Annotated in this window: 13 protein-coding genes and 1 pseudogene; 2 read left to right on the top strand and 12 right to left on the bottom strand. The window is 35.4% G+C overall.

From position 1 onward, the window contains the following. Window positions 1-43 precede the first annotated feature (43 nt). Window positions 44-181 (bottom strand): DUF2958 domain-containing protein, encoded by a 138-nt coding sequence (locus Q0590_RS37795; RefSeq protein WP_436714352.1) that lies wholly within the window; start codon window positions 179-181, stop codon window positions 44-46. A gap of 371 nt (window positions 182-552) precedes the next feature. Here Q0590_RS37795 and Q0590_RS37675 point away from each other — a divergent pair. Continuing rightward, a pseudogene (locus Q0590_RS37675) lies at window positions 553-672 on the top strand (hypothetical protein); the annotation flags it as partial. Window positions 673-710: 38 nt separating this feature from the next. Here Q0590_RS37675 and Q0590_RS30940 read toward each other — a convergent pair. The 4 genes from Q0590_RS30940 to Q0590_RS30925 all read right to left on the bottom strand — a co-directional run bounded on the left by Q0590_RS30940 (window position 711) and on the right by Q0590_RS30925 (window position 4,260). Further along, entirely contained in the window at window positions 711-1,103 is a 393-nt protein-coding gene (locus tag Q0590_RS30940) for a DUF1016 N-terminal domain-containing protein (protein WP_302041528.1), read from the bottom strand. Between the two features lie 130 nt (window positions 1,104-1,233). After that, the gene (locus Q0590_RS30935; protein WP_302041527.1) at window positions 1,234-1,455 is read right to left on the bottom strand and encodes a hypothetical protein; all 222 of its coding nucleotides are present in this window, start codon (window positions 1,453-1,455) and stop codon (window positions 1,234-1,236) included. Between the two features lie 28 nt (window positions 1,456-1,483). After that, window positions 1,484-2,320, bottom strand: a complete 837-nt coding sequence (locus Q0590_RS30930) for a replication initiation protein (protein WP_302041526.1) — start codon at window positions 2,318-2,320, stop codon at window positions 1,484-1,486. A gap of 1,028 nt (window positions 2,321-3,348) precedes the next feature. Next, window positions 3,349-4,260 (bottom strand): replication protein RepA, encoded by a 912-nt coding sequence (locus tag Q0590_RS30925; protein WP_302041525.1) that lies wholly within the window; start codon window positions 4,258-4,260, stop codon window positions 3,349-3,351. A gap of 315 nt (window positions 4,261-4,575) precedes the next feature. Here Q0590_RS30925 and Q0590_RS30920 point away from each other — a divergent pair, with 315 nt between their 5' ends. Then, the gene (locus tag Q0590_RS30920; RefSeq protein WP_302041524.1) at window positions 4,576-5,784 is read left to right on the top strand and encodes a tyrosine-type recombinase/integrase; all 1,209 of its coding nucleotides are present in this window, start codon (window positions 4,576-4,578) and stop codon (window positions 5,782-5,784) included. A gap of 52 nt (window positions 5,785-5,836) precedes the next feature. Here Q0590_RS30920 and Q0590_RS30915 read toward each other — a convergent pair whose 3' ends face one another. The 7 genes from Q0590_RS30915 to mobC form a co-directional block, all read right to left on the bottom strand. After that, a complete protein-coding gene (locus tag Q0590_RS30915; protein ID WP_302041523.1) occupies window positions 5,837-6,088 on the bottom strand; it encodes a hypothetical protein in 252 nt (83 codons plus the stop codon). A gap of 32 nt (window positions 6,089-6,120) precedes the next feature. Beyond that, window positions 6,121-6,534, bottom strand: a complete 414-nt coding sequence (locus Q0590_RS30910; protein ID WP_302041522.1) for a hypothetical protein — start codon at window positions 6,532-6,534, stop codon at window positions 6,121-6,123. Between the two features lie 245 nt (window positions 6,535-6,779). Further along, window positions 6,780-7,139, bottom strand: coding sequence for a DUF6876 family protein (locus Q0590_RS30905; protein WP_302041521.1), 360 nt, complete (start codon window positions 7,137-7,139; stop codon window positions 6,780-6,782). Between the two features lie 287 nt (window positions 7,140-7,426). Further along, complete coding sequence (locus Q0590_RS30900) at window positions 7,427-7,882, bottom strand: hypothetical protein (RefSeq protein ID WP_302041520.1); 456 nt, start codon at window positions 7,880-7,882, stop codon at window positions 7,427-7,429. An 88-nt stretch (window positions 7,883-7,970) separates the two neighbouring features. Further along, on the bottom strand, window positions 7,971-8,213 hold the full coding sequence (locus Q0590_RS30895) for a hypothetical protein (protein WP_302041519.1): 243 nt from the start codon (window positions 8,211-8,213) through the stop codon (window positions 7,971-7,973). Window positions 8,214-8,915: 702 nt separating this feature from the next. Then, window positions 8,916-10,250 (bottom strand): DUF3945 domain-containing protein, encoded by a 1,335-nt coding sequence (locus tag Q0590_RS30890; RefSeq protein WP_302041518.1) that lies wholly within the window; start codon window positions 10,248-10,250, stop codon window positions 8,916-8,918. Between the two features lie 30 nt (window positions 10,251-10,280). After that, the gene (mobC, locus tag Q0590_RS30885) at window positions 10,281-12,296 is read right to left on the bottom strand and encodes a conjugal transfer protein MobC (protein WP_378410524.1); all 2,016 of its coding nucleotides are present in this window, start codon (window positions 12,294-12,296) and stop codon (window positions 10,281-10,283) included. Window positions 12,297-13,948: the final 1,652 nt, after the last annotated feature.

Genomic DNA, 13,948 nt, shown 5'->3' with positions numbered 1-13,948 from the left:
CCTATTAAGGTTTCAGGCATTGATTATGCCTGCTTCCTTTGCATCAGCGGCATATGCACTTAACGGCTTCCTTGAAATACAAATCCCGATCCACCGGTAAGCCAAGACCGCCACGTATCTCTTCAATTTCAGAAATACATACAAAGCCCAATTCTGGAAACCCAATCCAACAAGGTCGCATAACCCAAAGGCGATGTCATAATCTTCATCTCCAGGGTCAATCTCTGTCAGGAGCCAGATAGCACCGGCATCTGGCGTAAAGAGTTTGACGACTGGGAAGAAGTCGATTTCCTTGGAGGTTCCCTGTACTGGCAGCTGCTTGCGGCCATTTTAAATAGTTGCTCACGTATAGCTTGAGTCAATATCCATTTCGGATAGGGGAAGAGTGTATGCATTATTTTTGTTCTGCTCCTTTTGAAACCCGAAATAGCATCTTGATAGGATTTTAGCCCCCTCAGTGCTTATGCTCAATATCATGCTCTGTAAGCGAGCTGCCGATGCTTTGCAACGCCAGGACTACTGTGTGCGTGACAATGAAAAGGCTTTTGGGGTGGCCAACTGGCCGAGCGTTTAGGGCTGAGTTATGAAGTCACTCAGGATGCGTTTTATGCACTGATCGACAATCAGCATCCTGTGACAGGCGAAAAGCTCAAGCCACGTAACCTGGCATAAATCAGCATAATGTATGATCTCACATATTTTTTGCCAAATCATATGCGATAGCCAACGTTTTCTTCACAAGCTAGTGCAGTAGCTTCAGGGAGGGGCGTTTGCTGTTTTGCTTGGATATTTTCCAGCTTGAATTGGTCAGACACTGTCTGACTAATCTGAGGGTAGGTTTGGTAGAACTGCCGGAAGAGTTTTAAATTCGTCTCCGAAATACTTTTAAGGCCCAAATTACGGGCAGAATGAGCGAGTACTTCCAGCACTTTTTCACCGTACTGAGCTCTATCAAAGCCATGCTGTTGATATTCAACAATATAATATCCAAACAGAACGTTTCGCAAATTCATAGCTGTATTCACTTGCTTGACCGCTAGTGAAGCAAAGTGCTCATGAACTTCTTTGATCTGTTTGATTAAGCCTTGAATACCTTTTTGCATAGTTTATTTATAAGTAATACTTTCAATATACATTGTCCTTTCGCCCTAATACACATTATTGACATATACTTTTAGTTTTAATAGTGGCGAACTGAGAAAGATAAGCAGTTGATTACATTGAGAATGTTAGTTATATCAAAAATTTATGTGATGGCCTATTCTTACTCGTGAAGCTCTGTAATTGCTCTCCATTACCGTCTTTGGTATATCTGTACACATTAAACCACCGCCATTTAGGAAATTGAGTATCTAAAAATGATGTAAACTTTAGCAGGTCATTTACATTGTAGCGGACAAAGTCTTTGCTATCTACTTTAGCAATCACTTTATATTTCTTCATTCCTTTTTCCATATGCATTTTGAAAGTTATAGGGTTAGCTTTATTTAGCTAAGTAAAACTGCAGGCCGATTACTTTTCTTCCTGTGCGTTTCTCTTTGAAAGTGAATTCAAACAGGGTACCCTTCAGCTCTTTTTGCGCCTGGCCAATCACAAAGCGTTTCAGATCATAGTAGCGTTCATATTCCTTCTCGTCAATGCGGAGCATGGTTCTCAGTGCATATAGAGATATGTAGATGATTTTATCTGCTTTCGCAGACTTAGAAAACCACTCATAAAAACACTGACTATAATAGCTTTTGAATTTAATTAAAGATTGTAGCTGCTCACCTGAAAAATGCTTTTTGACTCTTAGTAGATAAGGATGCAAAGCAGGATCAATATGTATCCGGATCTGTCCTTTACCGGTCAGGTATTTTGCCGAAGAAATTAAACCAGTTTGTAGCAGGCCATCTTTTTCAGCAATCCGGCATACATGCTGAATCATGCTCATGGTTGCTTTCTGCAATTCACCGAAGGCCGGTTCCCCTTTCAGGTTACTATCCGCAATAATTTCTCTGGCGTCTATGATCAAAGGTTCAAAAAGCGCCATACCATCCGGATGCATAATCGTTTCTGGCAGTAGTTCCAACACTTTAATAAATATACGCCGCTCATACAACGACATATTATATTGAGCCATGATTAGATCATGTAATTCCTCAATCTGCTCGGCTAAGATGTTCTGGGCCGGCACATGTGCCACTTTCTCTGCTATTTGTGTTGGACTATTGCGCTTATGAACCTCTAGCTCAAAAAGAGGTATCTGGATGTCCGGTAATGGGATCTTGTAGGATTTTATAGGTCTGCTCGTGATCTTATCCTTTGTTTCTTTCAACATACAATGGCTTTATGGTTGACACCAAATTACTCGTTTTCACTTCTATTAGGCAAATATTGAGTAATCTTTATTAGCTTTCGTTTATGCAAGCAAATCTTGGTTTCTTATCAAAAAGAGCATACTCATTCGTTCTCGTCCATAGGCTAAGTGGGCGAGTGTGAGTGAACCATCTCTCAGTAAGCTGTATATAAGTATTATAGTACCACCCGTTTGACCAAGTGGTACTTAAGTGCATCTTATTAGGAGGTGCCAACCTTAGAGTTGTTGCTCTCTTGCAATGTGAAGTACGGAAAAATTAATTTTTTGGTCAATAGTCGTTTGCTCTTTTGCACCATTCCTCGCAGGGGGTTTGGGGGATGCAATCCCCCAATATGCACTTATCCACATTTTTTTGTTACTAACGGTAGTAGTTATAGGTTTTTATATATTATATAGGTTTGTCCACCAAATCTATCTCAATATTCCACCAAAACTGTCGTGATTTTTCGTGGTTATTCCACTAAAACTATCTCACTTATCCACTAAAACTGTCGTGGATAAGTGTTTTATCCACATCACTTATCCAATAAAGACATGCTAAAATTTCTCCACCAAAACTGTCGCACATTTAGAAAAATAATCCACCAAAACTGTCTCTGCTATAGAGAAGGCTTTAGCTCAGCAAATAGTTATTGCAGTTGTGACAATTGATAAAAACGGCAGTTTGCAATCAGAAAATAAGTGTTAGTAAAGTAAATGAATACGTTTGTCCACCAAAACTGTCTCTAAAATTTATGAGCTTCCACCAAAACTGTCTCAACCTCCACCAAAACTGTCTCAACTTCCACCAAAACTGTCTCGATTTAGTTTATTATTTTTTCGCTTTCTAATCATATTTACAAAGCATATTATGGAGTTGATCAATATAAAATGGTTACTCATCCACCAAAACTGTCTCACATTTTGATTTTTCCACCAAAACTGTCACTCAATAAATAAACCCTACCAGCTAATGATAGGGTTTGGTGTTTTAAGTCAATAGTATCTATTTAATACTCGCCAACCTTTGGAATCTGTATTAATTTAGGAGGAACAGGGGGAGGGCTGTTATGAAGATAAAATCCTTTATTTTTCTCCTCCTGTATTTTTGCTGAATGATATTGGGTAAGCACTAATTGAAGCGTATGGCGGAAAACGCTTTTAAACTTATCTATTCGATCATACCCTTCTCCAAACTGTTCTTTAAGCCCTTGCCAATGTACAAACTCTTTTTTGTTATGTTCTACTCGGTGGAGCCGTTGGGCAAGCCAGGTATAAATATCAAGCGCAAGCGCATTGTTTGACAAAGCCGCCAGGTGACGTCTGTCTAAGGGAACGGCATGGTTCATTAACGAGTTAAAATAATCATCGGAAAGTGTAATACAGCTATCCCACATCACACGTTGATTAGGATTTTTGGGGAACCATAAATCAAAACCTTTAATGATTTTACTATCCACTTGAAAACTACGTTGCTCTTCAGAGGCAAAAGCAATAGAAATCATGGAGGAGGCTAGCCGGCCTAGTTGATTTTTAATAGCATCTATCTGGTATCCATTATGAGCCAGGCCCAAGGATTTAACAAAGGCTGTTAAACTATCTGATATTTCAATCTGTGGATTGCGTTGCTGAAGTGCCAGCGTATTAATATGCGTGAGAATAAGTCTGGCTTTAGGGCCATAAGGTAACCCTAAAATTGTATCAAATTTTTCAGTAGCCGGATTAAATACTTCCGTGGCCCGTATAGCAAAATAAGCTTTTCCTTGCTGACGAACCCAGTTCTTTTGCTCAATCCCCGGATCACGGTAAGGCAGATAAACCTGGCAGAGAACTGTGTGCTGAAATAGTAATTGGTTATGATCGTTAGGTAGGACTACGTTGTCATACGCCTGTTGGGCGATTCTTTGTACGTGGTTTGACATCCTCGAGATTAGGTTTAGCTAAGTAAACTTATAAAATTTATTTAATATACGAAATGCATCAATTGAATTTGCATATAAGGTAAGACAATATTGCCAGTTATTACGGGAATGAGTAAGACAAGTTGTTGGAGGAATTAGGTGATAGTATGTAAACATGATTAACTTTCAAATAATGAACTATAGAAAAAAATGATAACAAGTTCAACAAATTTTTCAACGTTTAAGTAATTAGTCTTACTTGTAAATGTTGAAATTTAATTTTACTTTTAATTGACCATACTTTGCAACCTTTAAAATTTTTCTGGTAATCAGCTTATGAATCCAAAGCAATCATTTCCTGTCAAGCAAAATAAAACTACAAATCCGGAAACTGGGATAAGTAAACCTACAGAAGCAATACTGACGATCAGTCAGGTATTGGGTTATTTTGAACACACACTTAAAAAGCCAAATAATTATCTGAGAATTGTTCGCAGGTATCTGGAATTTTGTGTAGAACAGCAGTATTTTATTGATCCTATAAGTATGGCGCTATATACATCTGGACAAAGGCCAAGTTTAGTTTCTCCGGTAAGAAGATTTATAAAATTTGCTGCAGGCCATCATATCAATAAGGTTAAAGCTGATACCAATGACAAAAAGAAACCGCCAGCAAATAGCCCGTATATATTAGCTTTCTTGCATGATTCTAAGACATTACGTGGCGAGCAGTCAAAAGAAAGTTATCTGAAAGCACTCAATACATTTTTTCACTATATAGATGATAATGAACTTTCATTTAATGGTAATGTAGTAAATGAGTTTATTATGGAACTCAAGAAAGACGATAAATCAGCATTTACCATAAATCTTTACCTTTCAGCTATTAAGCAGTTTACAAAATGGTTGCTATCTAACCGTGTCCGCTTAGGCCTTGACCTCAACCTGCATCAGATTGAAGCACTTAGGGATGTAGAAAATGTACGGGGCCTTAAAATAGAGAGGAAATTTTACAAAGATAGCCTTTCTGAAAATCAGCGGAAGCAGCTTTTAGACAACATTCAAGATCCCAGGGATCGGGCAATTATTGCTTTGCTTTCTATCACAGGGCTACGTACAGTAGAGATTACAAGGCTTCAAATTATGGATGTAAATTTAGAGAATGGATTACTTTATGTACTGGGAAAAGGCAAAGCAACAAAAGCGGTAGTAAAATTATTTGAGCTTACAAAAAAATCACTCTCTCAATATATAGAATCGGTAAAGCCGATAGATAAAGCACAAAAGGGAATATATCTTTTTGGAAAGCTAAAAACTTCTCAGGTTCAGTATATTGCACGAAAATACCTGATAAAAAACAATTTAAAAAAAAAGGGTGTTTCTCCTCACTCTCTCAGACATACTGCTGGTCAAGTATTATTAGCTAACGGAGCACAGCCTATGTATGTGCAAAGGCAATTGCGGCACCAGCAATTTGAGACTACACAGTTTTATATTCAGAAACAAATAGAAAAAGATTTCTTAGAAGGAATGCCTGATAAATAGTTTGCATGTCCACATATAGCTATCATCAAGGCTATAGACTTTACATTTCATTTCAATTTACTTGAATTTGATTCGAAATAGCATCAAAAACAATTTGTGGTGTGATTGTTTTATTTCGCTTATGTAAAACGGCAGCATCATGAAAAACCTTTGCCATCCGTATAACTTCTTCTATAGTAAATTTTTCCGGATGTTCCAGCCTTCTATAAAAAGTTGCCCTGTTTATCTCAATAAGAGTACTAAGGTCAGAGATAGATAATTTGGATTCATCAATCAAGGCTTGAAGCGTAAGTTTGGTTGTCATGAGCATCGCAATTTTTGAACTAGTCAGAGAATTCAATCCTGGGTTTTTGAATATCTCTCAATTAATATTATTCTTTCTGCCCTTAGCTTTTCGAGTAATAAATTATTTTCAAATACTTGCTGGTGTAATTTAGCTATTTTCTCCATTTCCTGTTTTGAGCAAGCAGCTTTTTCTTCTAATACCTGAAAAGCTTTTTTAATATTTTTTCTTAATTGGTAGAAACAGCATTGCCGTGCTTGCTCAATAGCTTCCGGCAATATGGTTATACTTTTACCATTTTCAAACTGATGATACGCTTTTCTAATTTGGTAATTCTTATTTGCAAATCTGCCAAGTAAATCCAGCGAATGATCAAGATCATAAACTTTATAAACCAAATACTTATTGTTAAAAGTATTTGGTAAGTCTACGTAAAATTTTACTTTTTCTGCTTTCTGATGTTTCATGTCAACTTAATTATGTAAATATAAAATGTAAACTGATCTGTCTGTAGTATTTCTGATGTTTGATCACATTAAGAATGTTTATGACATAAAAATTGAACTTTTCTAATATTAAATATAAATGATAGTAAAATAAAATTGTTATATTAATAAATTTTTAACAACGTTTAGATAATCTACAAAAAGTCTCCTAAATGAAGGGAGACTTTTTGTAGACCATGATAAATATTGCTTTCCTAGGAGGATGTTTAATATTCAGATTGTAACATACATACTTTATCTACTAAAAACAGCTTAATTGAGTGAAGTGGAAAATCCGAATATGCAATATCCTGCATGGCAAGTATAAGACCATTACCATCTTCACATGTAATTGTCCAAGTATTATTTGGCATTTTTTTAAGACTCCAGACTTGAAAATATGCGCTTATTAGCTTTTGATACAATTGATAAGATAGTATTATATCAAATATCCAGTAAGCAGCTCCCTTTTCGGCTAAATATTTACATCCATCTGTAAGATATATTTTTAATCCTCCTATCTGATGAGTATAATAATTATTAGTACCAGTAAATTTATTCAATTCTTTCATTAATTCTTGTTCCATATTATTTGTATAATAAGTATAATCAATATTTTATTATTAAAATGCTATAGTAATATTTTACTATTTTTATAATGTATATTTATAATTATTAAAGTATTATTTAATTTGATAAATAATATAAACCGTATTTTAAATTATTATTTTTCTTATGTTATAATAAAAAAGGGTTTATATCCAAAGCTAATATTAGTTTTTACCGTCAATTGTTTAATTAGCTAAATGGCTATCCACTTTTAGTAGGTCTTGGTTTATATACCTGTCAGGTATCAACAGGAGATATTCATTTATTAATTTATAGAGTTGGTGTCTTGCATAAGTAATTCCCCATTCTTGCAACCTGAGCATTTTTCTATCCATTCCCAGCCACACGGACAAGTTTGTTTTTCCTCATCCTGAATGGATAGTTGTATAATTGACTGCTGGTAAAATTTTTCAAGAATTTCGTACTGCTGCTCAACTAGTCGCAAATAAAATCCATACCTTAAACAATTATGTGGCTGTTGTATGTAGGTTTTATTGTGAATACTCGAAGATTTTCGAGAAAAGATGGTTGCTATTTCTAGTACTAGAGTAGATATTCCAGATAAAAGGTTGAAATTATCAATACGTGCAAGCACTTTGCTATAGATTCTTAAAGAAAGGTGCTCAAGATAAGGGGGATAATAAATCCTATCGAGCTGAATAAAATTGTATAAAGGCTTCGTATCTTTACTTTGCACTGGCTTGTTTACTTGTTTTAACATGTAGGTAAATGGTTATGTGGAAATAAAAAAGCACCTACTCTGCAAAGTAGGTGCTCTAAAAAAATTGAATTTCGTTAGTTAGTTTGATCTAAGGTTTTATTATTTGTTTGAGTAATTTATTTTCATTGCATACTTTTTCTAATTCGATTTCCATGAACCGGTAGGCTACAGAAAATTTATCCTCTTCATTTTGTACATATTCAATTTCCTTAAGAAGATTTACTTTATCCCATATAATTGCTATCCTTTTTTCAAAATCGTTATTAGTGGCATTTAAAAAAGCCTTATTAAATACTATTTCTTGTAAATTGTTCTGTGATAAATTGTTCATAAAGATTAATTTATAAGTTGAAATTATTATAGTGTGCCTTTGTCTATTTCCCCTACATTCAGTTACTAATTCGTATACCCTATCATTTCGGACTACACAAGTGTTTGTGCCGGACTTTCAATTTTTGGGGGCCATTATTGTTTTATTCTGCCAGATAGACTCTTGGCAGTCTGGTGATTTACAAGCAAATAGATATGCTTAAAACGCGGGATAAATCATCAATTTCAACCTATCAAAGAACGAAACGGCACAAGTGGCCAGGTGGGTTGGTGTTTATTAGCTTTTAATTATATAGTAAAGATAAACACTTTGTATCATATTTGCAACATTTTTTGTATTCTATTTGATACAAAAATAAGATCTTAATTAGTTGTTATGGTGAATAGCAAGGCTCATTTTTGTCATAAAAATTAAACCGGATGAACCTTAAGGAGAAATTTACTCTGCATACTTGCGATAAAAAGAGCAAGTATTTAGCTCAGGACAGAGAGCCAATTGCGGATTAAGGTTGCAGGTTTGCAGGAGCGGTAGGACGTGCTTTATTACCTAGGTTAAAAGAAGGTAATAAAGACGTAAGCCAAAATTTGAGCGATGCGTGTAAGAAGGGAGGTTTGGAGGGTTTGCCCTCCAATTAAAACACTTATGTAATAAATCTAACAGGTACTTTTAAATAGGCTTCCAATAGCTTTTCCAGATTACCTTTTACAAACGTTGTCCTTTAGTCTTTTTGTCACTATTCACTTGGGTATCCTCAATTAATCCTTTTGTTTGTTTGGTAGAATTGATATCAGATCTTATCAAAGTAGCAGTTTGCAACAGGGAAGTTGCAGGATTAAGAGAAGAAAATTGTATAGCTTTTTGTGAAAAATTCAATCTAACTATTGCTTCTGTTTTATTTCCATCTGTAGCTGTCATTCCGGAGAGTTTAATTTCTTTTCCTTCTTTGAGTATTTTTTGATGCTCATCAGATAGCCTAACACCATTAATTTCCCTAGGAAGACGGAAGCTGTCTGGTTTGATAAGTTGAAGTTTATTTTCAAATCTATCAAATTGCAAAAAAGATAGCCCCTCCCCTTTACTAATATTCCCTTTCAATGCCACCATTTCTTTATCTCCCAGTTTATTTTTTAACTCATTGCTAAGCTCAAAGCCTAGTATCCTGGTTGGAATCTTATTTATAAGAGTGTGAGGTTGATAATTGAGTTTAAGTGTAGCTGTACCATCAGGTTTTTTTTCCAAGAAAAATGTAGCACTATACTTCAAGATCTCCCCTTTTTGGTTAGTCCATTGAAGATTATCTACCGGTAATGTCTTTTCACCTTTGAGTAATTTTTCCAGCATCCCATTCTTGATAAGATGTTCTTGTGAGATGCCAAGTTTTTCAAATTGTTTTACAGGCACGTCCTGCAGAGTGAAAATTTTTTTTTCGACCTGGTTTTTAGGCGATTCATTGCTTTGATCATTTTCATGTGTTTCAGAGGGAATATGTTGTTTTTTTTCACCAATAATACTATTATTAGCCAATAAATTTTTGTAAGTAAATCCTTGACCATCTTCTTTTATACGGTTAATTCTTTCCCAGTCAGGCTTTAGATGTTTTGTTTGTAAATAGGATTGAAAGGGAGTTTCAATTTTAAGTGTAGAGTTATTTTCCTCGCCAGTCAAACTTTTACTTTCCCATTTTTCGCTTGATTGCACACTCTGTTCTGTCATCATATCATTTTTAGCTTTAGCATAATTGTGTAAAAAATTCGTAAGTATACTTCTGTTAGCGAGCACCTCTATGTCCTCCAAAAGCCCTTTCTGCTCCTTCCCTGCTGCGTCCAAATTTCCTCCTACTTCTGCTTTATTTTTCTTTTTTTTGGTTTTGTCATCTTCTTCACCGAAAGGAGTACTACTAATTTTTTCTTCTGAGGTGTAATCAACTTTTGTGTATACAGAACCTGTTTGCTTTACTTGATTAGAACTCTTCTTTTCTGCCTCATTTGTATTTTCATCCGGCAGATGTTGATATTGGCTTAGGTGTATATTTCCCATGGTTTTCCTACATTGAAATTTTAATCGCTATCAGACACTTTGTTTACACTTGATAAGGTGCCTTAGCTTATCGTCTTCCAAAATTCGTTTATGCTCCTCCATAATAATATATTTTATATCCTCTTTAACCTGGTAGTAATTTCTTTGGATAACTTCATCTGTCTTATCTTCCTTAGTGATACTATCAACGAAAGTAGTTTTATTAAAATCTGGAATGTCTAGGTAAGTGGCTGTTTCAGCACTAGTTTGTTTCTCATCTATTATTATATCAGCATGAAAAACTTTTAGTTTTATCTTCTGGTCCCGGTCATCTGCTACTGCGCCCACAAAAGTGCCTTGAGAAAGTTCCGCCATCACAGAGGGTGGTATACGGTAATCGAGCCCTGTTGAAATACTTACCGATGTACCCGATCTGTTTGAGGTGCTAATAGACTGTTTTTTCTGGTTAATTTTTCCAAATCTCTCCGATAGCTTTTTGGCTGTGTCTCCTACAACCTGCCCTACAAACACATTACCTATAATATTTTCAATAACTGTAGCCTCCCCTTTTCCATAGTCACGCTCTATTTGTGAAAAATCTTGAAAACCAAGCAGAGTAGCCACTTTATTGCTCCGGGCAGTGGCAATCAGTTGATCGAGGCCCTTAAAAAAGATAGTGGCCAGCTCATCTATGATCATGGCAGAAGGAAGTTTGCCTTTTCTATTTATCAGTTTAACAAGCCGGGCATTATAAAGTCCCAAGGCTGCTCCATAAATGCTTTGCCTTAAAGGGTTATTGCCGACACATACGATTTTTGGTTCATCGGGATTATTGATATCCAGGGTAAAATCATTGCCCGACATTACCCAATAAAGTTGCGGAGAAGCAAGCCGGGCAAGCCCAATACGGGCAGAAGCAATTTGTCCTTCTAATTGTTCGGATGCGCCACTTTCAAAAGCGGAGACAAAGGGCTTTACATAAACCTCTATTTCAGGATAAGCACCCAGAATTGGGAAAATCTCTTCATATTTAGCACTTAAGAATTCTATCACATGTGGGAAGGTGCAATATTTTCCGTTTTCATATAATTTCAAAAACCAGATGATAGAGGTAACAAAATTGATAGGAGATTCTATAAAAAAATCTCCTTGCTTTTGAATCCAGCTCCTGTTTAGGTTGAGCATAATAGTAGATGCACTCTCATAAGCATCTGAGATGTCACTCATCATTGAAGGAAGCAGGGGATTACAACGATGGCTTTTTTGGGGATTATCAAAATTGATGATATAAAACTGAGGTTTAATAGGGTACTTAGCATAGTTATTTATCAGGGCATTATATGCGATCTTGGATAAATCATCAAATTTATAATCATAGATGTACATCGAAAATCCTTTTGCAATGAGCTGTTTAATATAGGCATTAATAAATACAAAAGATTTCCCAGAGCCTGGTGTGCCAAGAACCATTCCTCCCCTAAAAGGATTGACCACATTGATCCAGCCTTTGCAAACTTTTTTTCTAAATGTGTACAGTGTGGGGATATTTACAGAATAATGGTTTTGCATAAGCCGTTCCTCTTGGGGAAAAGACTGGTTTTCTTCATTAAAAATATCGTTGAGAAGGTTTATTTTCAGTATTCTTGACAAATAGTTCCCTCCTTGTAAAATCAGCAGAAAGCCTAGTATTGAAAAAAACATATACATGGATGCTTTCAGGTAAATTACCAAAGGCTGGTTCAGCAATAAGTCAGCACCGAAATAAATAATTGGGCCAAAGAAAATATAAGGTAATGTTACTCGCCAAGTGATCTCCTCCGTCTGACTTGTGGTTACCCCTAAACAGGAAATAAGCAGCAAAATGAATGCAACACCTTTGGATAGATAACTAATTTGATATATCTCAATAAACCCAAAACTGAGAATGAATTTTGCAGCAAAGGGTGAGGTAAGATTAAATTGTTCAAAGAATCCATAACAGAAAATGTAAAAATTAAAAAAAAGTATTACTAAACTACTCCCTCTTGTAAAGTTCATGATCTTTACATATGCTCTGTTATCTTCCATAAAGACAATACTTCTTTAGCAATCCTATAAATGATTGTTACATTTTTAACATTTAATTCTAAGCCCTACGGCTTCGAAAATACATATAGATATTGGATAGAAGAGTCTTAGATTATAGATAATACATCAAACAAGAAATTCGGAATACGATAGATGACATTAGATATATCAGCTTCAAAAAATAGTATAGTATAAGCTAGGGGCTAAATAGATGCTCATGCTCCAGAAATATATAGAGTTAACCTATTTTTCACTACAATCTGGTAGGAGGAAATACAATTTAATTAAAATTTAGATTTAAAAATTACCTGCCTTTTTTGTAACTATACCATCAATTGAGCATTATGCCTTCCCAGCAAAAGCAGCCATATTGGCAGGAGTTACAAAAACTGGTTAAAAAAATCAAAGTTCACTTAGCTAAATTTGATGAGTTTTTGTAACTTTTTCAGAGGCATCAGATAAACGATAATACAACTTACCAAATCCGTCATAAAGGGTAAGAAAAGTTAGGGCTACAATAGTCTTCCTCAACAATTTATGAACCTACTTTTGTGTCCTATATTCCAAGGTTTTTTAGGGGTATTGATGTTGATATAGAGTAGGGCCAGAAATGTATCCGATAAAGTATTAAGACACTCTCTTCATACAAGATACCCAATACCAAAAGTATATCCGGCAACCAGTATGAACCTACAAATACTCTGGGTGATCACAGGAAACGAATATAACACTTTTCCTAAAAGCATCAATTTTACTTGCCTTGCTAAAACCCAAAAGATAGCTACAGAGAGGATCGTATGCCCAGAAGGGAAAGAAATTCCGCACCTCCGAAAGGTTTAAAAGCAAAGTCCCTTATTCCAGAAACGGGACAAGATCTACCTATAGCCTCTTTAGCTATAGTCTGCAATAACACAGAACAGGTAACCAACGCCACCATAATTTTTGTATCTCTGAGCCAGTCATTATTTAAATGACACCACTTGCCTTGAATGTCGGCATCATACAGCAGCTATTCTGCAACTGCTCTAAGAAATTTTCTGCTCTCTCCAGAGGATTTGCTATCGGATACTGATGGCTAAGCATGAATTTATACACAGGTTTGTCTATGAATATAGTGGCGCCAGAAACTGCTAACACACCTCCTTGTAGCACAAAATCTTTCGTATGCCAATCAAAGTGATTTATGTACGTACGAGCTATAGAGAGATTTTGCTACACTGTTTTAGTTATGATTGTAGGGTATGAATGGTAATGTGCTGCAGGATTACTGTCAGTTATTTACCAGTATATTAAATATTCTCATCAGCTGGTTAAAACTTTATGCTAGAAGATATTATCCAAACAACTTCAATTAACTAACCATTGAACAGCATACACATTGACTACTTAAACAAGTACATCAGCTCGGAGATATCTACAAAAAACCATGACAATAGAGTAAGTACATTAGTTAAAACAGCTTTTTAGAGTAATGATCAGTTAAAAAAAATATATAAAACCTTCACTGTCAGCAATCTTTTTCAATTAACTATTTTGCTTTTCGACTCGCATTCATATTGGATATGACTTCTGCGAACCGGAAATCCGGACCAATACGAACAATCTATCATGGGAAAAAGTATGAAAAAGCGAGTAGTTTTCCCCTTATGTGC

Origin of the sequence: Rhodocytophaga aerolata (assembly GCF_030503435.1) — a bacterium.
GTDB classification, from domain to species: Bacteria; Bacteroidota; Bacteroidia; order Cytophagales; family 172606-1; genus Rhodocytophaga; species Rhodocytophaga aerolata.
The sequence above is the reverse complement of the archived record's forward strand: the minus strand, read 5'-3'. Positions and strand labels throughout refer to the sequence as shown.